The sequence below is a fragment of the Streptomyces sp. NPDC042002 genome (assembly GCF_055588305.1).
Map to the genome: position 1 here is coordinate 169,853 of NZ_JBVJCT010000008.1, position 22,979 is coordinate 192,831.

General features: G+C 70.1%; 22 protein-coding genes and 1 tRNA gene. 6 read left to right on the forward strand and 17 right to left on the reverse strand.

The features are described from left to right. The first annotated feature begins 9 nt into the window (after positions 1-9). Positions 10-1,011 carry an aldo/keto reductase family protein gene (locus tag ACZ6KY_RS15260; protein WP_469310762.1) on the forward strand — a complete coding sequence of 334 codons (1,002 nt, stop codon included), beginning with the start codon at positions 10-12 and terminating at the stop codon, positions 1,009-1,011. 134 nt (positions 1,012-1,145) lie between these two features. Here the strand turns inward: ACZ6KY_RS15260 and ACZ6KY_RS15265 are convergent, their stop codons facing one another. After that, positions 1,146-2,474: a hypothetical protein gene (locus ACZ6KY_RS15265; protein WP_469310763.1), complete on the reverse strand. Its 1,329-nt coding sequence runs from the start codon at positions 2,472-2,474 to the stop codon at positions 1,146-1,148. Between the two features lie 358 nt (positions 2,475-2,832). Here ACZ6KY_RS15265 and ACZ6KY_RS15270 point away from each other — a divergent pair, with 358 nt between their 5' ends. Then, entirely contained in the window at positions 2,833-2,994 is a 162-nt protein-coding gene (locus ACZ6KY_RS15270; protein WP_469310764.1) for a hypothetical protein, read from the forward strand. 81 nt (positions 2,995-3,075) lie between these two features. Here ACZ6KY_RS15270 and ACZ6KY_RS15275 read toward each other — a convergent pair whose 3' ends face one another. Next, positions 3,076-4,413, reverse strand: a complete 1,338-nt coding sequence (locus ACZ6KY_RS15275; RefSeq protein WP_469310765.1) for a helix-turn-helix domain-containing protein — start codon at positions 4,411-4,413, stop codon at positions 3,076-3,078. A 467-nt stretch (positions 4,414-4,880) separates the two neighbouring features. Between ACZ6KY_RS15275 and ACZ6KY_RS15280 the strand changes: the two genes are divergently transcribed. Beyond that, positions 4,881-5,294, forward strand: a complete 414-nt coding sequence (locus tag ACZ6KY_RS15280) for a helix-turn-helix domain-containing protein (RefSeq protein WP_469310766.1) — start codon at positions 4,881-4,883, stop codon at positions 5,292-5,294. A gap of 101 nt (positions 5,295-5,395) precedes the next feature. Here ACZ6KY_RS15280 and ACZ6KY_RS15285 read toward each other — a convergent pair whose 3' ends face one another. From ACZ6KY_RS15285 to ACZ6KY_RS15295, 3 genes are all read right to left on the reverse strand, one after another. After that, on the reverse strand, positions 5,396-5,956 hold the full coding sequence (locus ACZ6KY_RS15285; protein ID WP_469310767.1) for a DinB family protein: 561 nt from the start codon (positions 5,954-5,956) through the stop codon (positions 5,396-5,398). Positions 5,957-6,308: 352 nt separating this feature from the next. Then, positions 6,309-6,851 (reverse strand): GNAT family N-acetyltransferase, encoded by a 543-nt coding sequence (locus ACZ6KY_RS15290; protein ID WP_469310768.1) that lies wholly within the window; start codon positions 6,849-6,851, stop codon positions 6,309-6,311. A 256-nt stretch (positions 6,852-7,107) separates the two neighbouring features. Continuing rightward, on the reverse strand, positions 7,108-7,425 hold the full coding sequence (locus ACZ6KY_RS15295; RefSeq protein ID WP_469310769.1) for a hypothetical protein: 318 nt from the start codon (positions 7,423-7,425) through the stop codon (positions 7,108-7,110). Positions 7,426-7,765: 340 nt separating this feature from the next. Between ACZ6KY_RS15295 and ACZ6KY_RS15300 the strand changes: the two genes are divergently transcribed. Next, a complete protein-coding gene (locus ACZ6KY_RS15300; protein WP_469310770.1) occupies positions 7,766-8,284 on the forward strand; it encodes a pentapeptide repeat-containing protein in 519 nt (172 codons plus the stop codon). Between the two features lie 16 nt (positions 8,285-8,300). Here ACZ6KY_RS15300 and ACZ6KY_RS15305 read toward each other — a convergent pair whose 3' ends face one another. Next, positions 8,301-8,675 carry a DoxX family protein gene (locus ACZ6KY_RS15305; protein ID WP_469310771.1) on the reverse strand — a complete coding sequence of 125 codons (375 nt, stop codon included), beginning with the start codon at positions 8,673-8,675 and terminating at the stop codon, positions 8,301-8,303. Between the two features lie 151 nt (positions 8,676-8,826). Between ACZ6KY_RS15305 and ACZ6KY_RS15310 the strand changes: the two genes are divergently transcribed. Then, complete coding sequence (locus ACZ6KY_RS15310) at positions 8,827-9,318, forward strand: MarR family winged helix-turn-helix transcriptional regulator (RefSeq protein WP_469310772.1); 492 nt, start codon at positions 8,827-8,829, stop codon at positions 9,316-9,318. Positions 9,319-9,620: 302 nt separating this feature from the next. On the opposite strand, the gene ACZ6KY_RS15315 is transcribed toward ACZ6KY_RS15310, so the two are convergent. From ACZ6KY_RS15315 to ACZ6KY_RS15325, 3 genes are all read right to left on the reverse strand, one after another. Beyond that, on the reverse strand, positions 9,621-10,070 hold the full coding sequence (locus tag ACZ6KY_RS15315) for an NUDIX domain-containing protein (protein WP_469310773.1): 450 nt from the start codon (positions 10,068-10,070) through the stop codon (positions 9,621-9,623). A gap of 189 nt (positions 10,071-10,259) precedes the next feature. Further along, a tRNA-Arg gene (locus tag ACZ6KY_RS15320) sits at positions 10,260-10,329 on the reverse strand. Between the two features lie 135 nt (positions 10,330-10,464). Beyond that, entirely contained in the window at positions 10,465-11,145 is a 681-nt protein-coding gene (locus ACZ6KY_RS15325) for a hypothetical protein (RefSeq protein WP_469310774.1), read from the reverse strand. A 199-nt stretch (positions 11,146-11,344) separates the two neighbouring features. Between ACZ6KY_RS15325 and ACZ6KY_RS15330 the strand changes: the two genes are divergently transcribed. Next, positions 11,345-12,616 (forward strand): Rieske 2Fe-2S domain-containing protein, encoded by a 1,272-nt coding sequence (locus ACZ6KY_RS15330; protein ID WP_469310775.1) that lies wholly within the window; start codon positions 11,345-11,347, stop codon positions 12,614-12,616. A gap of 75 nt (positions 12,617-12,691) precedes the next feature. On the opposite strand, the gene ACZ6KY_RS15335 is transcribed toward ACZ6KY_RS15330, so the two are convergent. The 8 genes from ACZ6KY_RS15335 to rph all read right to left on the reverse strand — a co-directional run bounded on the left by ACZ6KY_RS15335 (position 12,692) and on the right by rph (position 22,678). Further along, positions 12,692-13,906: an MFS transporter gene (locus ACZ6KY_RS15335; RefSeq protein ID WP_469310776.1), complete on the reverse strand. Its 1,215-nt coding sequence runs from the start codon at positions 13,904-13,906 to the stop codon at positions 12,692-12,694. Between the two features lie 361 nt (positions 13,907-14,267). Beyond that, complete coding sequence (locus ACZ6KY_RS15340; RefSeq protein ID WP_469310777.1) at positions 14,268-15,287, reverse strand: 3-oxoacyl-ACP synthase III family protein; 1,020 nt, start codon at positions 15,285-15,287, stop codon at positions 14,268-14,270. Next, positions 15,284-15,937, reverse strand: a complete 654-nt coding sequence (locus tag ACZ6KY_RS15345; protein WP_469310778.1) for an SRPBCC family protein — start codon at positions 15,935-15,937, stop codon at positions 15,284-15,286. The genes ACZ6KY_RS15340 and ACZ6KY_RS15345 overlap by 4 nt, the downstream gene beginning before the upstream one ends. Further along, complete coding sequence (locus ACZ6KY_RS15350; protein ID WP_469310779.1) at positions 15,909-17,741, reverse strand: thiamine pyrophosphate-binding protein; 1,833 nt, start codon at positions 17,739-17,741, stop codon at positions 15,909-15,911. Before ACZ6KY_RS15350 ends, ACZ6KY_RS15345 begins: the two co-directional genes overlap by 29 nt. Next, positions 17,738-18,754, reverse strand: coding sequence for a GlxA family transcriptional regulator (locus tag ACZ6KY_RS15355; protein ID WP_469310780.1), 1,017 nt, complete (start codon positions 18,752-18,754; stop codon positions 17,738-17,740). The genes ACZ6KY_RS15350 and ACZ6KY_RS15355 overlap by 4 nt, the downstream gene beginning before the upstream one ends. A gap of 169 nt (positions 18,755-18,923) precedes the next feature. Further along, positions 18,924-19,385: a M48 family metalloprotease gene (locus ACZ6KY_RS15360; RefSeq protein WP_469310781.1), complete on the reverse strand. Its 462-nt coding sequence runs from the start codon at positions 19,383-19,385 to the stop codon at positions 18,924-18,926. A 116-nt stretch (positions 19,386-19,501) separates the two neighbouring features. Beyond that, complete coding sequence (locus ACZ6KY_RS15365; RefSeq protein WP_469310782.1) at positions 19,502-19,981, reverse strand: HIT family protein; 480 nt, start codon at positions 19,979-19,981, stop codon at positions 19,502-19,504. A 99-nt stretch (positions 19,982-20,080) separates the two neighbouring features. After that, a complete protein-coding gene (gene rph, locus ACZ6KY_RS15370) occupies positions 20,081-22,678 on the reverse strand; it encodes a rifamycin-inactivating phosphotransferase (RefSeq protein ID WP_469310783.1) in 2,598 nt (865 codons plus the stop codon). Positions 22,679-22,979: the final 301 nt, after the last annotated feature.

Sequence of the window (22,979 nt, forward strand, 5' to 3'; positions counted from 1 at the left end):
AGGCACCCGGTGAAGCACCGTCGGCTGGGCCGCAGCGGTCTGCACGTCAGCGAGATCGCCTACGGGAACTGGATCACCCATGGCGGGCAGATCGACGCTGACGCGGCTCTCGCCTGCGTGCGGGCCGCGCTGGACTGCGGTGTCACCAGTTTCGACACGGCCGACGGCTACGCGTTCGGCGCCGGCGAGGAGATCCTCGGCCGCGCGCTGGCGGGCGAGCGCCGCTCGGGCGTCGAGATCTTCACCAAGGTGTACTGGCCGGTCGGCCCCGGGCCGAACGACCGGGGTCTGTCCCGCAAGCACATCATGGAGACGATCGAGGTCTCGCTGCGGCGGCTCGGCACCGACTACGTGGACCTCTACCAGGCCCACCGTTTCGACCACGGCACCCCGTTGGAAGAGACGATGACCGCGTTCGCCGACGTCGTCCGCTCGGGCAAGGCCCTGTACATCGGTGTCTCGGAGTGGCGGGCGGAGGAGATACGGGCCGCCCAGTCCCTCGCCCGCGAACTGCGGGTGCCGCTGGTGTCCAACCAGTCCCGCTATTCGGCCCTGCACCGCGTCATCGAGGCCGAGGTGATGCCCGCCTGCCGGGAACTGGGCCTGAGTCAGCTCGCGTTCTCCCCGCTGGCGCAGGGTGTCCTGACCGGGAAGTACGTGCCCGGCCGGCCTCCGCCCCCCGCGTCGCGCGCGACGGACACGAAGGGGTCCGGGGGGCACTTCATGGAGAAGGTGCTGCGCGACGAGATCCTCGATCGCGTGCGGCGGCTGCTGCCCCTGGCCGAGGCGGCCGGCATCTCCCTGCCCGTCCTGGCCCTGTCCTGGGTCCTGCACGAACCGAATGTGGCGAGCGCGGTCATCGGAGCCAGCAGACCCGAGCAGATCACCGCCAACACGGCGGCCTGCGACGTCGTCCTGGACGACGACCTCAGGGCGGCCGTGGACGCCGTCCTCGCCCCCGTGGCCCTCACGGACCCGGCCCTCACCACCAGTCCGCGGCACACGCCCTGACCGGACGAGCCCCCGCTGCGCGTTGTCGGCGGGGCCCCGCGACACCGCACGAGACGATCCCCTCGGCCGAGGTACCGCCCCCTCAGCCGAGGGGACGGCCGTGTTTCCCGCAGAGGCACGCCCCCGGTGTTACGTCACGCCCGGGTGCCGGGCGGCGGCGCGGGCCTCGGGGTGTCCCAGAGATCCGCGAGCGCCAGGTGGACGAGGGGCAACTCCATCCCCGCTTCACGGCACCAGCGCAGCGACAGCGCGAGCGGCACCCCTCGCTCCGACCGGAGCCGCATCAACTGCCTCGCCGTCTCCCACGGCCGGTCCGAGAGGACACCGGGCCGCATCACATGGCTGCGCCCCTTGCTCAGCACCTTGAGGAAGGCGTCCCGCTCGTCCGTCATGTGCACCCAGGAGCGCGCGGACAGCCGGGGAAAACCGAGGGGGGCCCGGTAGGCGAGTTCCGCGGTGGCCATGACCGAGGTGAGCAACGCCGGCGGAAGACCGTGCACCGCCAGTTCCGTGCCGACCATGCGGATGAGCCGACGCAGGACGTACGGACCGCCGCGGGGCCCCGGGGCCATCCCCTCGCCGAGCAGCAGCGAAGCGGCGCTCGACGCGTCCGCCAGGAACACCGGACTCGGGCCTTCCGCTCCGGTCACCCCGGCCAGCAGTTCGGAGATCCCCGCGATGAGCGGCCCCAGCAGCGGCGGCACGGGCTGTCTCGGCTCGTGCGGCGTCAGTGTTCCCGCGCGGGGGCCGTGCGTCAGCGTGTGTTCGGAGACGATCATCTCGAACAGCGGCTGCCGCAGTGGCGCCACGCGTCCCGCCGTCCGCCGTCGTTCCACGAACTGGATGTGTGCGACGGAGACGTGACAGCCACACGCGCAGCGGCCGTCGCAGTGCGCGAACGCGGGCCCCCGGGAGCGGCGCCGCAGTGTGAGACACGGCCCCAGTTCGGGGGCCATGCGCACCGGGGTCTCCGGTAGCCGGGGGCCGTGGGCGATGCGTTCCCGTTCGACGCCCAGCCCTCGCAGGGCAGTTGTCACCGGGGCGGCGTCCTGCGGCTCGGCGCGGAGCAGGAACGTCAGGTCACCGTGTCCGGTGCCGGTCTCCAGCAGGGCCTCCAGAACGTCGCGAAGTGCCTCCTCGTAAGCACGTGTGCCGGTCCAGACGGCTCCCACCGCGCGTCCGGCGCTGGGCGGTGAGGCGGGAGGCAGGGCCACCAGCCGACTGGTGTTCAGCACCCACTGGAGTACGACGGCGCCTCCCGGTTCGGGTCTCGGATGGCCGGTCAGGGACCTCCGCCAGGCCGGGGCCGCGACGGAGGTGAAAAGTGTGGCGCCGCCGTCCTCGGCGAGCAGGGGCCCGGGCGGTTGTCGACGGTAACCGAGCCTCACCAGGCATTCGGCGAACGCCGACGCGGCGTGGGCACCTGCCCCGTCCGGCCACCCCTGCGGCACGCTCTCGCGCACTCACACCACTCCCCACTTTCAGCCCAACACAACTTGACTATGAGTCACAAATATTAGTCATGGCTCGCAATTTCCCGCATCACGGTTTCTTCGACGCTCAACTTGTCCAGAATGATCACTCTTTACACCTTCACAGAAAAGCCGCATTGAGGGAGATAAGGTGCGACACGCATATTTCGCGGCACTTAATTCACGTGTTGACCATCGCAGTCATGCCGTGTCAGCATCTTTCCGCCGGGCCAGTCAAGTGAGTCACAAAATGAGTCACTGACCGAGACCGGGTGCTCAGCCACTCATGAGAGACACGTCGGGGAGAGAAGTAAGAATGATTCGCTCAAGGCGCTTTTCGATAGCCGTTGTGCCGTTGCTGTGTGTCGCCACCCTCGGAGCGGTCGCCGCCCAGGGCGGGCAGCCGGGTCATTCCAGGGCGCGGACCGGCATGACCACCGAGATCGCGGCGCCCTCGTCCGTCGAGCCCCCGGTCGACAAGGACGGCTCGGACATCCCTCTCTGCTGCTGACGGTCCGGTCCGAACCACGCGAGGGCGGCGGTGACATCCCCCGCCGCCCTCACAGCGCTCACCCTCGGCCCAGCACCGTCCTTATGTGAGCGATGTCAGCCTCTGCCCCGTCAGGAAGGTCTCCCGGTGCCCCATGCACCGCATGCTCTGCCGGTACGCCCACACCGCGCGCTCGTCCTCGCCGCAGAGCTTCAGAATCTCGGCCAGCTCGGCCCAGGCGAACCCCGCCTGCCGGTTCGCCTCCGACGCCTCCAGCATCAGGGCACCCCGCTCATAGGCGTCCTGGGCGGACTGCTTCTCGCCCCGGGCCAGCCGGGCCGCGGCCAGCACCAGATGGTTGCGCGCGCTCTGCAGACGATGGTCGGGGCCCAGCAGCTCCAGTGCGCGTTCGGCGTGATCGATGGCGGCCGCCCCGTTCCCGAGGCGCAGCTCGGCCTGAGCCAGGGCCGAAAGGCAGTAGGCGATGTCCACGCTGCTGCCGACGTCGCGCAGGCTCGCAAGGCTCTGGCTGAGGACGTCGCGGGCCACCTCGGGCTGCGCCGTCTCCGACTGAAGAAGCACCATGGCGTAGGCGTTGCGCAGCCGCGCGAGGGCTCGCTGGTCGTCGCCCTCCGCGTAGATGGCCAGTGCCTTCTCGATCAGCGTCAGCGCGTCCGCGGTGTTCCCGTTGCGGTGCATGACCACGCTGGCGTTCCAGTACGCGGCACCCAGCGCGCGGGAGTCCGTGATCGTGCCCGCCTGCTCGATCGCCTTGGTGGCCAGGTACGACGCGCGGTGCATGTCGCCGCGCTCCATGTGCACGCCCACCAGGGTGGACAGCAACTCGACGCCGATGACCGTCGGACCGAGCTGGAGCTTTTCCAGCTCCGCGAGCGTGGCCTCGGCCACCTCTATCGCGTGGGAGAGGTCGCCCAGTTCGCGGTAGCAGCGGCACAACGCGATCACGGTGGTGAGCCGGGGCACCAGGTCGGGACGCTCCAGGGAGGCGGAATGCAGCGCCTCGAGCCGGGCGACCGCCTCCTCGAGGCGGCCACCGTGCTCCAGGGAGCGGGCCATCCCGCTCTCCGCCTTGTACCAGACCTCGGGCTGGGCGGAGACCGTCATCTTCTCCTGGACGGCGCGATACGCCTCGAACGCCGCGTGCGGGTCCCCGTTGTTCAGGGCCATCTCGGCGTAGTTCAGTTCCACCTCGAGCTCGTTGACCGGGATCTCCGCGGGAGCGCCGGTCAGGTCGGACAGGTCGCAGTCCAACCGCTTGGCCAGCTGTGCGAGCACCTCCGTCGACGGCGTCCGCTTGCCGGCTTCCAGCAGCGAGATGTAACTCGCGGACAGATCGCCGCCCGCAAGGTCGGCCTGGGACATTCCGGCGGATCGGCGCAGGCGTCGGATACGCGTACCGACTTCACCCGAGATCTTCACACCTGCTCCTCGGCCAACTTGACGGGCATTACCAATGAGTCAAGTTTAGCTCAAACCATTGCCCGGCAGTGAACCGTCTTCGTAAGTCGCGCATCCGACGGACGGCCATTCCTTCTGTACGCGCACCCACCTCCGTGGCCATCATCGCAGCTAGACGCACCCATGGAGGGCGACCGCCCTGATCATGGGAGCGATACCACTCGCCGCGTTTCGATTCCGCTTTCGGCAGTTTTGGTGCGAGCGGGACGTGGTTATTGACCACAGTCACTCCCGCTGTCAACCATCGGGCCACTCGAAAGGGCACGAATGACCCTTTCCGCGCCACGATTCTGATCCGAAAGGCCTGACCTCGCCCAGCGCCTCTCCCAGTGTCGCCGTCACGCCGGACGGGGCCGGTCACGACCCCCGCGAAGGGCACACGGCCGCCACCACACAACACGCCAGATCACACCGACCAGGGGAGTCCCGTGCGTACCTCACCGAACCCCACACCTCTGCGCCGCAACAGCCTCCGGATGCCCGGGAACGAACAGCGGCCCGTCCCTCTGCGGCCGAGCGTCGAGGACAGGCTCGCCGCCGTCATGCCGCTGGACGAGCGTCAGCGGAAACTCGTCGCGTTGCTGCTCGCGGGGCACACGGACGCGAGTGCCGCCGGCAGGCTCGGCGTCAGTCCCCGGACGGTGACGAACATCCTGCGCTCACTCATGGACAGGCTCGGGGTCGACAACCGCTTCCAGCTGGGGGTGGCCCTCGGCAGTCGCATGCGCACCCCCGACCGGGCGAACCGCCCGCCCCGCGGGACCGCGTTACCAGCCGAAGCGGCGGCGGGGGAATTCGGCGTCCGGACGTCGCCACCCCTGCGTCGCACCGCCGACGCGTAGGCACTTCCTGACACGGCGGGGCGGGTGTGGGTCCCGGCATGACGGGGACGGGTGTGGATCCCGGCATGACGGGTGGGGGCGGAGGTGGATCCCGGCCCTCGTCACTGCCCCACCCTGCCGTCGGTGCACTCGCGCAACAGGTCGGCGTGCCCGCAGTGACGGGCGTACTCCTCGATCCTGTGCACCATCAGCTCACGGACCGCGATCCCGTCCTTCCCCACGCGCTCGCTCAGATCCGGGTGTTCGGCCAGCGCGGCGTCGGTCGCCCCCTGCTCACGCTCCAGATCGGTGTACGCGGCGTCGACCACCGCCTGCTCGGCGACGGCTCCCTCGAAGTCCGCGTCACGTCGGCCGTACAGCTTCGGCAGCGGGTCACCGTCGCTGATCCAGTTGCGCCAGTCCCGTTCCACCTCGGCGAGGTGCCGGAGCAGGCCGAGCAGTGACATCGTCGACGGCGGAACCGACCGACGGGCCAACTGCTCCGCGTCCAGACCCTCGCACTTCATCCGCAGGGTCATACGGTAGTCCGTCAAGAAGTCCTGCAACGTCGCGAGTTCGCCGTCCGGACCGACACCTTCCTTGTCGCGGGGGTCGTCGTCCGGGTCGGCCCACATGTCGGGATAGACAGTCGCCTGGGTCCACCGTGCCGGTTGGTCACTCATAGGGTGCATGGTGATCCGCGCCGGTCCGAGTCCGCCACCGGGTTCTTCATCGTTCTTCATCACGACGTGCCGCCAGGGCCGCATCGGGGAAGGCCCCGGCCTCGACGACACAGCCCTCCAGCAGCAGTCCGCCGGATCCACGATCATGGCCCCGCTGGCGGAGTTCACGTCCGGGATCCTTCTCAGGAGGACCCAAGTCCCCGCCGCGAACGGCCCGTTGTCGCCGACGACAGCGACAGGCCGGGAAGCGGGGTCGAAGGATCGGTACTGGATCCGGTCGATCTCGTCCGCCACCGTCCCCACTGACCAGCAGCGTTCGAGTCGGAAGCCGCCCCCACGAGGAAGCGGGGTGTCAGGGGCGGTTGAGACCCCATGTCTGCAGGGCGTAGGGCCGTCCCTTCTCCTCACCTGTGATCAGCGGCACGTCGAGCAGGCTGAAGCCCGACTTGGTGGCCACGGCGACGCTGGCCGCGTTCTCGGCCTCCAGTTCCAGGATCACCTGCCCGGCGCCCAACTGCTCGAAGGCGTACGCGGCCATCACCCGTACCGCCCGCGACGCGAGCCCCTGGCCGCGGTGCGCGGGACCGACGACGTAGCCGATCTCCATGCCCTCGGGGGCACGCCGCAGCATCACCTCGCCGAGCGGTGCGCCGCCGTCGACGGTGATGGCGAGCAGGACGCTCGTACCCTCGGCCCGCAACTGCCGGTCCCGGTCCAGGCGTGCGCGGGCGGCCGTTTCGTCGAAGGGGGAGACGAGCGGTGTCCAGTACGCGATGTCGGGGTGGTCGAACAGCTCCGGCATCGCCGTGAGGTCCGCCTCCGTCCAGTCACGGAGAACGAGGCCCTCCCCCGAGAGCTCGATCCGCTCGGGAAAGGACGACATGGTGCTGTTCATGGTGCGGAACCTCTCTGGCCTGTTCAGGACGAGGCAGGATAACCGTGAGCGGGCGCAGGAACCCACCCGCGTCCTCCGGGGACGTCCACGCCTCGGCCGGGGGCCGCCGGAAGCGCCGTTGCCCATCGTGGAACATCGCCACGCGGAATTCCACGATGGGCGGGGAAGCGGTCGTGCAGCCGGCCAAGCCTGTTCCCGGACGTCGGCCGGATCTCGAGGGCACCGGCCAGGCCCGGCGGGGCGGCCACCTCGGGGACTACAGGACGTGGTGCAGCCAGCGCTGGAGCACATCGTTGACGTCGGCGGGCAGCGCGCTGATCTGGTCGATGACGGCACGGTCCTCAGGCATCGGCGGGATGCCGGCGGCGGTGAGTGTCGCGTGCAGGGCGAGGCGTCGCTGGTCGTGTGGGTCGAGGGTGTAGCTGAGGCGCAGGGTGGGGTCGGGCGGCGGCAGGTAGGAGTCGATGTCATCGCGGGGCTGGTCCGGAGTCGGCCAGGCGTCGTCCCGGGAGTGTGCGGCATAGGGGTCGACGAAGGCGCAGGAACCGAGGGTCTCGCTGTTCCAGGGGGTCATCTCTGTCTCCTCACCAGGTGAGTTGCGGCGGCTACTGGTCCAGAGCTCGGCAAGGACCTCTTCGGTTGCGTCCGGGACCGCGACATCACACTGACGGCGCCTTCTGCGGCTGATCACCTCGTGTGACCACCAGACGGCAGCCATCGCTCCGAAGCCTCCTGGAACAAGGTCCGTCCGTTCGGCAGTTCCGTCACACGAGTGATCACAGGTGATCGCAGATGATCATTGGTGGCCGCACCCGCGTTCCGGACCCGCCCGGACCTGCGTGATCGGCTGGCGGGCGGCTCGCTGTCGGGGAATGGAGGCGACGGATACCGATCGGGCTGACAGGGTGTCGCACATGACCACGCCACTGTCCGCGAGAGCACGACTTGCCGCTCTCCCCCGTTATGCGGCCGTGAACGGGGAGGACTTCACGGGCCAGAACCTTGCTTCCGCTCGCACGTTGCAACTGCGGTTCACGCGCTGCTCGTTCACCGGGGCCGATCTGCGCCACGCCACCCTGGACGGGTGTTGGTTCAAGTTGTGCGACTTCGGCGGCGCAGACCTGCGCGGGGCTTCCCTGCGCGGGGCCGGCCTGGCCGGATGCGATCTACGGGGTGCTGACCTGCGCGACACCGATCTGACCGACGCGAGGCTCGGAAGCGTGAACACCGGCATGCCCCCGCTCGGGCTGACCGACGTCACGGGGGCCAGGTTCGAGGGAGCGTCCCTCCGCGATGTTCAAGCAGCGGACGTCATCGGATGGCCACGCGGGTTCGGCGGGAACGACCAGGACCTGATCGATGGCTCGTGTCCCGGACTGGTGGACGGGGAGGCGGCGGCCCCGCCCTCTCATCGCAGGAGGACAGGGATTTGACTCGAAGGGCCGCCGCTCAGAAGGCGTGGCTGCCGAAACGGCCCCAGGCGACGACGACGGCCAGGATCAGGAGGACCAGGTTGACCGGGAGCGCCTTGGCCTCGCCCCGGCGCAGGTGGACGGCGGCCGCCCCGAGCATGGTGACCGCGATGCCGACGGCCGCCCAGGGGACCAGTACCGGGGCGATGTCCACCGCGGCGGGCAGGACCAGGCCGAGTGCGCCGAGAACCTCGACGACGCCTATCGCCTTGACCGCACCCGCCGGGTAATCCGCCGCCCAGGTCATGCCGGAGGCGGCGAGCTTCTCCTGAGGCCGGGTGGCCTTCATCAGGCCGGCGGCCAGGAAGGCCGCGGCAAGGAGACCGGCAATGATCCACAAGGTGATGTTCATCAGGCACTTCTCTACTCGACGACTTGAACGGTCAACCGGAAGCTACGTGCGCATTGATTGAAGCGTCAAGCGAATGGACGTACTGCGCGACATGAGGCTTCAAGCGAATGCCGGGCTCCTTGGATTGAACGGTCAAGCTAGGGTGGGAGGCGTGAGTACCGAAGAGCCCCGCTGGCTGGACCCCGATGAGCAGGAGACCTGGCTCGCCATGGCCACGATGCTCGTGAGGTTCCCCGCCGCCTTGGACGCCCAACTGCAGCGCGACGCGGGCATCTCCCACTTCGAGTACCAGGTCCTTGCCGGGCTCTCCATGACCGAGGGCCGCACGCTGCGGATGAGCGACCTGGCCGAGTTCGTCGCGGGCTCCCTCTCCCGGCTCTCGCACACCGCCAAGCGCCTGGAAGCCAAGGGCTGGCTCCGCCGTACTCCCGACCCCGCCGACGGCCGGTACACCCTCGCCGTCCTGACCGACGCGGGCTGGGACAAGGTCGGGGCCACCGCGCCCGGGCACGTCGCCGAAGTCCGCCGCCTGCTCATCGACCCCCTCACCAGGACGCACTACAAGCAGCTGCGAGAGATCAGCCGCCGGGTCAACGGCGCCATGGGCCCCGTCGGAAACTGTCCCCAGAACCAGACGGCCTGACCGCCACCACCGGGCCTCCGCCCCGGAGCGGCGCGCTTCCCCGTCCCCTGGCGGCCCGCAGCAAGCCCGGGCCCTACCCGGACAGCCGAGGCGGTGAGCACCGAGACCGGCCTGCTCAACCCCGCGATGCCCGCAGCCGCCTACGACGCCTTCCTCCCCGAAGCCCTGACCGGGTCCGCGCCCGGGGTTCGTCGGCGTGTGGAGGGAGAGACGACCAGGTTGTCGGCGCGGAAACGCCCACCGGTGGCCCGAGAGCGCGCAGCCGGGCCCCGGCGCACTCCCGGCCTCGTGCCGCCCAAGGGTCAGAGTCCGTCCAACGCCGTCAGCAACCGCGGCCATGTGGCCTCGAATCCGGGGTGGAGCGCAAGCGCCTCGATCTCGGCAGGGGTGCACCACCGGTAGGCGGCGCCCTCGCCGTCGCCGTGTCGCGGCGAGAACGGCTCCGCCAGGTCCATGACGAGGGTGTGGTAGGCCCATCCGCCGTGGTCGTCCACGAAGGTGCGGACGTGACGCAGTGCCGGAACGGTGCCGAGTTCCTCCTCGAACTCGCGGCGTGCCCCCTCCAACGGGATCTCACCGGCTTTCAGCGCTCCGCCGGGAATGCTCCAGGTGCGGCCATGGTGAACCCGCCAGGAACGGCGCTGGAGCAGGAATCGGCCGTCCTGGCGCAGCAGCAGTCCCGCGGCGCCCTGCGGGCCCCAATGGCGGCATCCGCGCCGGTCCCTGACGTATCCGCGACTGCTGTCGGCCATGCTGCCTCCCGTACGTGGTCCCCGCCCGGGTCGGGCAGGCCGGTCGAACCTCGGAAAGCGTGCCATCCCGTAGTGCACGGCCTCCGCCATGGGCAACCGCGGCAAGGCCGACGCGGTCAACTCGGATCACGGCCGGGAGATCCCAAAAAAAGACCCTGTCCCGGACAACACGGGACAGGGTCTTCACAGAGCGCCGGGCAGGCCTTGCACCTGCATCTCCCCGCAGGAAGCGGGACGTCTTTCCTTGGACCACCAACGCATCGCGAACCGGTGCGACTTCCGCCGATCAGCTCAAGATCAATATTAGCGCATGATCCCCCAGGTACGACACGCCGACCCGAAGGGCTCATGTGCCACACACGAACTCGACGTGGGAAAGGTGTCCGGACCGCGGCTAACGGGGACGGCGCTCGCCGCGGCGTAGCGCGCGGCGCTGCTTTCCCGGCAGTGTGGCCGCCAACTCGCCCACCAGGGAGACGTCGTGGCACTCGCCGTTCCTGCTGCCCCGGCACCACCACACCGGCGGGTCGGCCGAGTCCGTTTCGCCGTGGCACTCGTCGTCAGTGGTTCCTGCGGGGCGAGGATGCATTCCGATCTTGTGTTCCCAGCAGACGGGCCAGACCTGCCAGAGCAGCTCCATGATGGTCGACTGCGCCGCGTCCGCGACCACGGCCAGGACCGTCATCGCATCGTCCGGCTCTGGCGGGTCGCCCTCCTCCACATAACACGCGTTCACCGAATTGCCGTGCGAACGGCCGTCCGGCAGCGCCACGTAGACCTGATCGCCGTCGATCGCGCCACGGGACCCAGGCTCCCACGGGGGGACAACCATCAGCACCAGCGCGTCCTGACCCGGCAGTGTCGCCACCACGTCGCGGTTGACCACCGCGAGCGCGGCCTCCAGCTTCGGCCACTCGCCGGGCTCGGCTCGCCTGGGCTGCGGGTGGTACGGCCGGTCCTGACCGGGACCGATGCTGAAGTACGAGAAGTAGCTCACCGAGCCATGCTCCCAGCCATGCCGTCCCCACCGGTGGGTGAGGGAGACGTCAGCGGCCCGCATGTTCTGCTCGGACACCAACGCGCGTCTGCGGTTGACGGCCGAGGCGCCCCCGGCGACCGTAGGGAGGTGGATCCCCTGCGGCGGCGGGGGGATCGCCCGCGTCGGCAGCGGCCGTCCGCGGTGGCGTAGCGGGCGGGCGGGACACCGTGAACCTGGTGGGCGGCATTCCCGACCGCACGGCACGACCTCGCGCGAGCGCAAAGGACCACAGCCCATGACCGAGGCCCGACCCGGCCGCTCCGGAGCTGACCGGCAGGACCGGTCGTCGGCCACCGACGCGGTCGCGTATCCGCCCCATGTCGTGGACGGCCGCCTCCGGGACCTGCCCGGTCCGGTTCCCGACCTGCGGCGGGTCGGTATCTCCCCGGACCACTGGTATCCGGTGGCGACCTCCCGGAGCGTGCGGCGCAACCGGACGTTCGCGGCCGTGTTCGCCGGTGAGCGGATCGCGCTGTACCGGGGGCGCAGCGGCACCGTCCACGCGCTGGAGGACCGCTGCGCGCACCGGCAGGTGCCGCTGAGCATGGGTGTGGTGGAGGGTGACATTCTGCGCTGCTGCTACCACGCCTGGGCCTACCGCGGTGACGGCCGCATCTCGCAGATCCCCTACCTGCCCAAGGGCTGCGAACGGCCGCCGCGCGGGGTGCGTTCCTACCCGGTCCGAGAGGCCTACGGCCTGGTGTTCGTGTTTCCCGGAGACCCGGCTCTGGCCGCGGCGGCGCCGTTCCCGTCGCTGCCCGAATACCATTCGGCCGCCCACCGGACCATGACGTTCTCCCGTACGGTGCGCTGCCACTACTCGTTCATGCACGAGAACCTGCTGGACATGAACCACCAGTTCCTGCACCGGAGTGTGCTCGGCAGGATCCGGCCGGAGCTGCTCGGGTACGAGACCGGCCCACGCCACGTCGAGGCCCGGTATCTCTTCGTCCCCGCCGGAGGGCGCAAGGACCGGGGCGCGGGTCTGCTGTCCGCGGAGGGGATCGGTGGCCGGGACAGGCCCGACGTCATCACCATCCGCACCGAGTACCCGTACCAGACCCTGCGGGACGTCCCTGAAGGCGCCGACCTCCCGGTGTTCTCCCTCTGGGCCGCCTACGTGCCGGAGGACGCGGAGCAGCGCGTCAACCACGCCTACGGCCTGCTGACGATCGCGAAACCGTCGGTTCCCGGGGCGCTCCACGTCGCCTGGCCGCTCATCCGCCGCTTCACCGAGCGCGTCTTCGCCCAGGACCGCACGGCGGTCGAGGCGGAACAGCGTGCCTGGGACGAACAGGGCGAGGACCACAACCACGAGGTGTTCCCGCTCATCCTGGACCTGCGCGACGTGCTGCGCGGCAACGGCGTGCCGCTGAGCCCGGACCGGGCATCCGGATGTGCGCCGTGCGGGCTCGCCGCCCCGCCGCACCCCGCCGGCGTCCAGGGCCATGCCGGGTCGACTCGGTCCGACGGGCCGGCCGCCGAAGGCGCCGTCAGGTCCGAGTAGTCCCGGCGCCCCATCGTCCGAGTGGTCCCAGCGCCCTGCCGAACGTCGGTCAAGGGTCAATCGAGTGTCGACGCCTCAGTCCGCTGTGCGGACGCGCGTCTCCGGTTCGACCGCGGGCGACGCTTGCGCGATCACTTCGGAGCGTCGGTCGCCGCGTTCCATGAGACCGCCCGTGAAGGCGAGGCCGAGACCGGCCAGTGCGAGAACCGCGCCGACCAGGTTGGGGGCGGCCCAGCCCCAGCCCGCCGAGATGACCAGGCCGCCGAGCCAGGCACCACCCGCGTTGGCCAGGTTGAAGGCGGAGTGGTTGGAGGCCGCCGCCATCGTCGGGGCGTTCTTCGCCTTGGACATGAGGAGCATCTGGACCGGCGTGGTGATGAGGGAACCCATCGCGCCGATGAACGTGATGGTGACCAGGGCGGGCACGGTGCTGTGGACGGTGAAGTAGAACGTCGTCAACGCCGCGGCGAGCAGAACGAGCCCCCAGTACATCGTCGGGCGCAGTGCGCGGTCCGTGAGCGGTCCGGCGACCAGGGTGCCGAGCGTCATGCCCACGCCGTACAGCGCGAGGACCCAGGTGGTCGAGGCGTCCGCGATTCCGGTGAGGTGCGTGAGCATGGGCACGAGATAGCTGTAGACGGCGAAGAATCCGCCGAACCCGATGACGGCCGTGGCCAGGCCGATGCCGACCTGCTTGTTGCCCATGGCCCGCAGTTCGTGCCGGATGCCGGACGCCTGCCCGCGCGGCTGGTGCGGGACGAAGGCGGCCACTCCGGCCAGGGCGACGAGACCGATGACGGCGACCGCGCCGTAGGCGGACCGCCAGCCCAGGTGCTGTCCGAGGGCCGTGCAGGCCGGAACTCCGATGATGTTGGCGATCGTGAGGCCGAGGAACATCTTCGATACGGCGCGTGCCGCGCGCTCCGGGGCGACCAGTCGTGAGGCGACGACGGCACCCACGCCGAACAGCGCGCCGTGCGGCAGACCTGCCAGGAAGCGCGCGGCGAAGAGCGTGCCGAAGTCGGGGGCGAGCGCGGACGCTATGTTGCCGATCACGAACAGTCCGGTCAGGAGCAGCAGCAGGCGTTTGTGCGGGACGCGCGCGCCGATGCCCGTCAGCAACGGCGCGCCGACGACGACACCGAGCGCGTAGGCCGACACGACGTTGCCGGCGTGCGGCACGGACACACCGATCCCGTGAGCGATCTGGGGGAGCAGCCCCATCGTGGCGAACTCGGTCGTGCCGATACCGAACGCGACGACGGCCAGGGCCAGCAGAGCCAAGGGCATGGTGCGGGAGAACCTTTCGAAGACAGCGGGCCGGGCGCATGGGAGCGGACGGGATCGAGAGCGTGAGCAGCTCTCGTGTCCCGTCGTGCCGAGCACCATCGCCCGGGGCGCCCCTGGAACGGGGTGAGCCCATGGCGAGTGCAGCAACGCCGGACGGCCGTACATTCCAAGATCGACCCGCGGCTTGCCGCGTCCGGCCGAACCGGGTCCCCCAAGTGTGTGGGGGCCGGCCCCGGCAGGTGAGAAGGATAGCCGCTGCGGCCACGGCGCCCTCCTCGGTGTCGCGGCTACGGTCGCCTTCGCCACCCCGGACTCACCGGCGTCCGCGAACGCCGACCGCGCGCAGGGGCACGCCCCTGGGTCATCCCCGCCCGCCGTGCCAGCGGACGGCGGCGCCACCGGCGAAGTCGCCGGCGTGGGCGAATCCCCCCAGGACCACCAGGTCACCGTCCTTCACCTGGCCCGAGCGGATCGCGTGGTCCAGGGTGACCGGGATCGCCGCTCCGAAGAGGTTCCCGTACTGGTCGAAGGTGTTCAGGTGCCGTTCGGCAGGCAGTTGCAGCGCCTCCCGCCAGTTCCGCAGGAAGGTGCGGTTCGGCTGGTTGGTGATGAGGACGTCGATGTCTCCGGTCGCCACGCCGAGCCGTCGGCACAGGTCCGTGATCACCTCGGGGACGAGGCGGTTGCCGCGTGCCAGGACCTTGGCGACGCTGGCGTCGGTGAACCCGATCCGCAGCTGGGACTTCCCCGGCTCCCAGTACTTGCGGCCGTCGTCGACCGCCACGGTCATGTCCCCGGCGTAGTCGCCGATGTGCCGTGTCTCCACGTCGAGGACCGGGGCGTCGGCCGACGTCGTCACGAATCCCACGCCGCAGCCGTCGCCCGGGATCGCCGCCTGCGCGAGCCTTCGCACTTCGGACTGGGTGAACCACTGGCCGGCGGCGCTCTGCGCGTTGCAGATCAGCGCGGTCTTCGCGTCAGTGGTGCTGAGGATCTGCCGGGCCAGCTTCAGCATGTACACGAAGGAGGCGCAGCCGGCGTTGGCCACATCGACGAGCCACTCCGGGTTCAGCCCCAGTCGGCGTGCCACCTCGGTGCCGGCGCCGACGAACGGCAGATCCGGCAGCTGGCTGTGCACCAGCAGCACGTCGACGCCTCGGATCTCGTCCCTGCCGTGCCGTTCGATCAGGGGCTGCACCGCGCGCTCGACCATGTCCGCGTTGGTCTCGTCCGCGGCCACGTGGTGCCGTGCCGGGGGGACCTTGAACATGGGGTGGCCGCGGAGCTTGTCCTCCGCTCCGGGGTAGTCGGTGTAGAAGTCCGCGAGGACCGGCTCGCCGGGAAGGTAGCTCGCGACGTCGGTGAGGCTGACCGTGGTCACGGTGCCACCGCCCTCGCCGGAGCCACGCTGATCGGAAGTCCGTTGCGGTGACGGTGTTCCAGGATCGCCTTGAGGTTGTTCATCTCCACGGTGTGCCCCGCGTAGAAGAGGTCCCAGTAGTCACCCACCCAGGGCCGGTCCGGGCGGGGGGCCAGGCCGGGGTGCGGGTTGTTGTCGTAATAGGGATGGCGGCAGTTGGTCCAGGTGATCACCGAGCCCGGTTTGTCGAGCACCCGGCGGGCCGGTACGACGCGCATCAGGTAGATCATCCACAGCTTGTCGCCCTGGTCCCAGGAGCAGTGGTAGTCCACGGTCATGGCCTCGGGGTTGGCGACCACCTCGCAGTAGATCCTGGTGTCGTCCTCGAGCCGGTCGTGGCCGACCCACAGTCCGGGTGTGCCGGAGGGGGCGAAGTCCCGCAGGCTGCAGGTCCACTCCTCCAGGTGGTGGCCCTGGCGGAGGTAGTCGTAGGCCAGTTCCGGAGGACAGTCGACGTACTCGTGGATGGTGCAGTACTGCCCGTAGACCTGGTGGTGCGGGTAGACGGCGTGGGTGAGTTCCATGCAGTGGGCGGTCAGCTCGTCCCTGCCGGGGTTCTCTATCCGCATCAGGCCGGGGATGTCAGCCAACGTGGACGACTCGTCGCTCATCTGAATACTCCTTGCTGTCGGCGTGTCGGGTACTGCCGGTGGCTTCGGCGAACGGCTGGAAGGGGAGGAACGGGGGGATCTCCCCCGGGTCGCAGTCCAGTGCGACGAACGCCGGGCCGCCGCCCTCGTTGCCGCGCAGCAGTGCGCCGCGCAGCTGCGCCGCGTTCTCGGCTCCGGTGACGTCGAGGGACGGGAACGCTGCGGCCACCCCGGCGGCGATGTCGGTCCGGCCGAACAGGTCGTCGCTGCGGACGCCGCCCTGGAGGAATTCCTCGCGCACAGCGCACATGGCGTGGGCGTTGTTGTTGAAGATGACGAAGGTCACGGGTGCGGCGTACTCGACGGCGGTGTGCACTTCCATGCCGTGCATGAGGAAGGACCCGTCGCCCGCGAGTACGTACGTGCGCCGCCCGGTGGCGAGCGCGGCGCCGATGCCGGCACCGAAGGTGTAGCCCATGCCCCCCATGCCCAGCGCCACCACGAAGCGGCCGTGGCGCGGTGCCGGGAGGAGATGGATCGCGCTGGCGCCCGCGTTGCCGGCGTCCACGAAGACGTGCGCGTCCTGCGGGAGTGCCGCCTCCACCGCGGCGACGGCCTGGGCGTAGGGAAGAACGGTTCGCCCCCGGGCGGCCGAGGAGGCCGGACCCGTCATGACGGTGGGGAGGGGACCGGAGTGCTCGGGACAGTCATGCGGGCGCGACGGGAGCCGGCCGGTCACCGCGCGCAGGGCGTCCCGCAGGTCTCCGCCCAGTACGGTGGCCGGCACGAACGGCTTCTCGTGGCCCAGGTGTACGACGTCGGTGGCGGCCAGGGCCCGCTCCAGGCCGCCGCGCGCCAGGAGCGGCAGCCGTGTACCGACCAGAAGGCACACGTCGGCCCGCCGCAGACAGTCCTCGACGTTGGCATGGCCCATCACCCCGGCCACGCCCGCGAACCGGGGATCACTGTTGTCGAAGACGTCCTTGGCGTCCGGGGTGACCGCCACCCACGCCCCGAGGTTCCGGGCCAGTCCGGCCAGTTCCGCCCGCGCGTCGGCGGCGGCGACCTCCTCACCGGCGATGACGAGGACCTTGTCCGCCCCGCGAAGGATGTCCGACACCTCGGCGAGAGCCACGCTGTCGAGCAGTGTCGCCGACGCGGTCCCCGCCGGTGCCGGAGCCGGCGCGCCCGTTGAAGGCGCGGCCGGCGCGGGCACGGTCTGCGAAGGATCGGCCGTCGTCGGCGCCGCGCCGCGGCCGGGCACCCGGATCCGCGCCTGCTGCACGTCCTTCGGCAGCAGCAGCACCGCCGGCCCTCGCGGATCGGCCTGTGCCGCCGCCATCGCCCGCGGCAGCAGCTCCATGAGCGAGTCCGCGTCCTCGACCCGGGCACAGAACCGGGAGATCGGCGCGAAGACCTCCCCCGCGTCGAAGGAGTCCCCCTTGCCGCTGGTGTCCTGGAACGCTCCGTGGCCGTCCTGTTCGGTCGGCGGCTGCCCCACCAGGGCCAGCACGGGCACCCGGGAGGCGTACGCCTCCGCCAGACCCGGTACCAGGTTCATCGCGCCGCCGCCCGAGGTGGCGGCGACAACGCCGAGGCGCCCGGTGGTCCGGGCGTAGCCGTCGGCCATCGTGACGGCCGAGAACTCGTGCTTGGCGACCACACCGCGGACGATGCCGCCTCGGTGAACGGCGTCATACAGGTCCTCGATGTTCGCGCCCCCGACACCGAACATGCAGGTGACCCCGGCCCTGGCGAGCTCGTCGGCCAGGTGGTCGGCCAAACGCACCGTCTCTGTCTCCGGTAAGTCCGAGGTGCTGGTCATACGGGGCTCCCGTCCCTCTCGTGGCGCCGGTCGACGAGGCCGGACGGCGTGATGACCTGGAAGCGGTGCCGGTACTCCTTCGGCGTGAGTCCCAGAGTCCGCCCGAAGGAGCGGAAGAAGGTCTCGGGAGCGCCGTATCCGCAGCGGCCCGCTATCTGACCGATCGACAGATCAGTGGTCTCCAGCAGCTCGCGCGCGCGGGCGATCCGCGTGCGCTGGACGTACTGGCCGGGGGTCGTGCCCACCTCGCGCCTGAACACCCGGGCGAAGTTGCGCGGGCTCATGTTGGCCTGCTGGGCCATCTCGGCCACGGGTAAGGGGTTGTGCAGGTTCTCGAGAATCCACTCCTGCGCGGTACGGATCGGCGGATGGTCGGCCAATTGGGCGTCGAGCATCGCGCTGAACTGGGACTGTCCTCCGTGCCGCTTGAGGAAGAGCACCAGGAACCGTGCCGTCTCCAGTGCGAGTGCCGCACCGTGATCGGCCTCCACCAGGGCCAGCGCCATGTCGATCCCGGTCGACACGCCCGCCGAGGTCACGAAGGGGCCGTCCCAGACGAAGATCGGCTCGGCGTCCACCGTCACGGCCGGGTAGCGGCAGGCCATCGCCTCGGTGTACGCCCAGTGCGTGGTGGCGCGTCTGCCGTCCAGGAGGCCCGCCTCGGCCAGCAGAAAGGATCCGCCACACACCGAGGCGACCCTGCGCGACCGGGCCGCCGCCGTACCGATCCACGAGACCAGCGCCCGGTCCCGAAGCACCTCGCCGACACTCCATCCGCCCGGGACGAGGAGGGTGTCGACAGGGCCCTCCCCCGCCTCCAGCGGCAAGGCCCCCAGGACCACTCCTGAACCCGTGCGCACCAGTGGGGCGTCAGCGGACACCAGGTCGATCCGATAGGGGGCGGCCGCCGGGGCGAGGAGCCGGTTGGCGACATCGAACACTTCAATCGGTCCGGTGATGTCCAGCGCCATGGCGCCCGCGTACACCACCACAACAACACGTCGCTCTGCCACGGTCACAGCCTGTATCGATCATCACACCGACTGCAATGACAGATTACTGACGCATCCGGCCAACGGGCAGTCGCCGAATGGGCAACAGGGGCTGCTGGCCAGGCGGTTCGCGTGCGGCAACCGATCGCGGCGGGTGAGGCAACTCACAGGCGGTCGCCTCTTCAGGACGTCACGCCGAGGAGCCGGGGAGACCCGGGTGCGGCGCCCGGGCCACCGTGGCCGTTCGGCCGCGGCCATCAGCGGTGCCGCACCCGTCCACGACGGGCCAGGCATCGGCGTCGGCCGGTCCAGTTCGGCGACCTGCGCATCGACGTCCCGGGCTCGCCACCCCGCGGTTGCCGACCGTCGCTGCCGCGTCTTCGTCGGCCCAGCGCTCCAGGGCGAAGGCGCCCGCGTCGGCGACCGGCCGCAGCAACGGGTTCGCGGCCGCCGTGAGCTGCCACAAGGTCTGGAAGTGGTGGTGGCGGTGGCGAAGACGGGCTCTCTCGTGCGCGAGCAGGGCCTCGCGTTCATCCGAGGCGAGGCACTGGAGCATTCCGCGGGAGACGACGATCCGGCCGGGCGAGCCCGGGAGGGCGAAAGCCTGGGGCCTGTCGTCGTCGATGACGGACAACTCGTTCTCGTGGGGCATGCGGGCACACTCGCGCCGTGCCCACAGGATATGGCGAGTGCGCCGTACGAGCGCCAGGCCCAGAGCGACGACTTCCGCCGTCAGGACGAGGGCGCTGACCACCGCGCCCGCAGTGATCAGTCCGTCGTATGCAGCCGGTCCAGTTCAGTGCCGATCGTGTCTCGCAGCACGTCGTGCTGCGGACCGAGACCGAACCGCTCGTCACTCCACCGCTCGTGCGGATAGAGCCACACCGGCTTGCCCACCAGTTCGGGCGGCTCCCACTCGAACCGCGGCCAGACGTGGGCATGCAGAAAGGGGTCGGTGTTCCCCAGGATCTCCAGGTTCACCCGGCGGAAATCCGGGTCCAGTTGCCGACAGGTCCGCTCGACCGCTTCGCCGAGCCGGTCCATGTCGGACAGGAATGCCAGCCGCTTGCGCTTCGGGAGGTCGGACAGCCGCTGCACATGCGGTTCATCCACGAGGAGCACGGCGTAGCCCGGCAGGAACTGCACGTCGCCGATCGCCGCGAACCCCGAGTCGAGCCGCCGCACCACCGTCGGATTCTCACCCCGCAGAGCAGCCCCGATCCGATCCGTCCGCCAGTCACGAGTCATGTCCCGAACCTATCCGCAGGTGATCAGGCTCTGGCCGTACTGCCCAAGCCGACGGCGGAGCGGCCGAGTTCTACGGATGCGCCTTCTCCGTGCGGTCGGTCAAGGCAGGATCTCGACGTACCCGTCGGTTCCGTGCACGCGGATCCGCTGCCCGTCCCGGATCAGCCGGGTGGCCTGCTCCACGCCCACGACGGTCGGCAAACCGTATTCCCGGGCGATCACCGCGCCATGGGTCATCAGGCCGCCGACCTCCGTCACCAGGCCCGCGATTCCGACGAACAGCGGTGACCAGCTGGGGTCCGTGAAGGTCGTGACCAGGATGTCGCCCGCTTCGAGATCGGCCTCCGCCATGTCATGGATGACGCGGGCCCTTCCCTCGATGCTCCCGGCGGAAACCGGCAGGCCGATCAACGCGCCGGCCGGCACGTCGTCACGCCGGTACGCCCCGGTGACGGCCTCACCGTCCGATGTGAGCACCCGGGGCGGTGTGAGCGCGTGGTACGACCGGAACGCGTCCTTCCGCCGCTGGATGAGCTGGTCGTCCACCCGGTTCGAGCGCACGACGTCGTGGAGTTCCTGGAACGTGAGGTAGAAGACGTCCTCCTTCTCATCAAGCACGTTGGCCCGCACGAGGCGCTCGGCCTCCCCCAGCAGGGCCTTCTTGTAGACGAAGTAACGGCTGACGATGCCGTACTTCGGGTACTCCCGGTACCCGATGAAGGTTCGGACCCGGTCGATCATCCGCTTGGTCTCGTCGGCTTTCCGGTCCCCGTCCGGCAGGGCCCGCAAGCGTGACAGCACGTCCTGTTCCTTCTTCCGCGCCTTCTGCCGCCCTTGCTCGAAGCGCCGCTCGGCGGCGCCGGGCCCGAAGTTCCTGACGTTGTCGAGGATCACGGGCACGAGCGTGGTGGGGCGCTCGCGCCAGCGTGGCCTCGTGATGTCGATCTCGCCGACGCAGCGCATGCCGTACCGGTCGAGGTAGGCCTCGATGGCATCGCGCGCTTCGGTCCCACCCATGAGCTTCGCCAGCTCGTCAAGGAACCCTTCGTCGTCGACGCCCTCCAGGAACGCCACGACCTCCGGGTGCGGGCGGATCACGTCCGCGACGTCGAGCAGCGCCAGTCCCATCTCCGACGTGACGTTGTCGGGGGCGGACAGCGTCAGTGTGTCAGCCGCGTTCTTCTCGCCCAGCCACTCCCGCAGCTTGTCGTTGAGCCACCACGTGGCATCCATCCCCGCCATGATCGCCTGAAGGTTCAGCGGATCACCGAGGACTCGCCTGTGCTCCTCGAAGGCCGTCAGCAGGAAGTCGAACAGCGCCGGTCCGGTCTTCGTCCGGATGTCGCGCTCCAGGGCGGCGATGGACGTCTGGCTGCGCTCGATCAGCTCGGTGACGATGGCCGGATCGGGCTCGCTCGGGGCGGACGCGCCCCTGGCCGGCGGCCCGCCGGGACCCGCGTCCGGGAGCGACGGGACGAAATCGTCGTGGCCGAGAACGGTCTCCAGAGCGTCCCTGACCAGTGGATCGCCTCTCCCCATGACGTCCAGGAGGGCGGCGCGGCTCGCGGGCGAGGCCAGGCGCCGGGTGACGTCGACGAACAGCCTCCCTCCGGCCGCGTGCATCGGCACCATGGCTGTCAGCTGCCACATGGAGAGCCCAAGGGGCTTCATGGGGTCGGTCATCATCTGCTGATGGCCGACGGAGACGTAGACGTGGTTCTCCTGGTCGCCGGCCTCGGGGACGGGGAACAGCGTCGTGATCGGCCGGCTCTGAACGATCTGGAAGCCGTCGTCGGCCAGGCACCATTCGATGTCCTGCGGGCGGCCGAAGCGCGCTTCGATCCGCCGCCCGAGCCGCACGAGCCGCACGACCTGCGCATCCGTCAGCGCCGGTTCCTCCTGCCGCTGCGCGTCGATCGCCACCTCCCGCGTACCACCGGCCGGCAGTGCCTGAACGGCACGCCGTTTGGCGGCGATCGTCTTCGCGACGACTTCGCCGTCTCGCACCGTGAAGACGTCCGGGTTCACCAGGCCGGAGACCAGGGCCTCGCCGAGGCCGAAGCCGGCGTCCACGGTGGCGAGCTTCCGGTTGCCCGTGACGGGGTCGGCCGTGAAGAGGATGCCGGCCGCGTGCGGGAAGACCATCCGCTGCACGACCACGGCCATGTGGACCGTACGGTGGTCGATGCCGTTCCGCTGACGGTAGGTCACGGCCCGCTCGGTGAACAGCGAGGCCCAGCACCGGCTGACGTGCTGGAGGATCGCCGTCGGCCCCACGACGTTCAGGTAGGTGTCCTGCTGGCCGGCGAAGGAAGCCGTAGGCAGGTCCTCTGCCGTCGCGCTGGACCGGACGGCGTAGGCGGCCTGCTCGCCGAACTGGGCGAGCGCGCGGGTGATCTCCGCCGCGAGATCGCCCGGGACCGCGATCCCTTCGATGGTCCGACGAATCCGCGCGCTGAGCGCGCGGAGCCCCTCCCGGTCGTCCGGGTTCAAGCGCGACAACTGATCGAGCCGATCGTCGATCGACGGCGCTTCCGCCATGATCCGCCGGAAGGCCTCCGTCGTCACGCAAAAGCCGGCCGGCACGCGGATGCCTTCGATCCGCGACAGCCCGCCCAGGTGCGCGGCCTTGCCGCCGACGACCGCGACCTGCGTCTCGTCGACCTCTTGGAGATCCCACACGTACCGCTCAGTCATCGCGATGCCTCCGGGGCAGCCGTGTTCGTCGCACTGCGGTGGCCGATCGAATCACCGGCGCCTCCAACTCCGTCGGACCTCTTGTCGAGCACGTCCTCGTCCCTCGTTGTCTTCCCCTGCCGAGTCGGCCGGCCACTCCGCCGGACGGACGGCGCGCACCCCCCGCACCCCGCACCCCGCACCCCGCTCCTCCGCGCCGAGCACCCGCAACTGCCCCCGCCGGTCCCCCACAGGTTGTGGCATCGGCCGCCGATTCTGCGCCGTGACCCGGGTCTTGCGGCAAGCCCCCCAGTGCGCTATA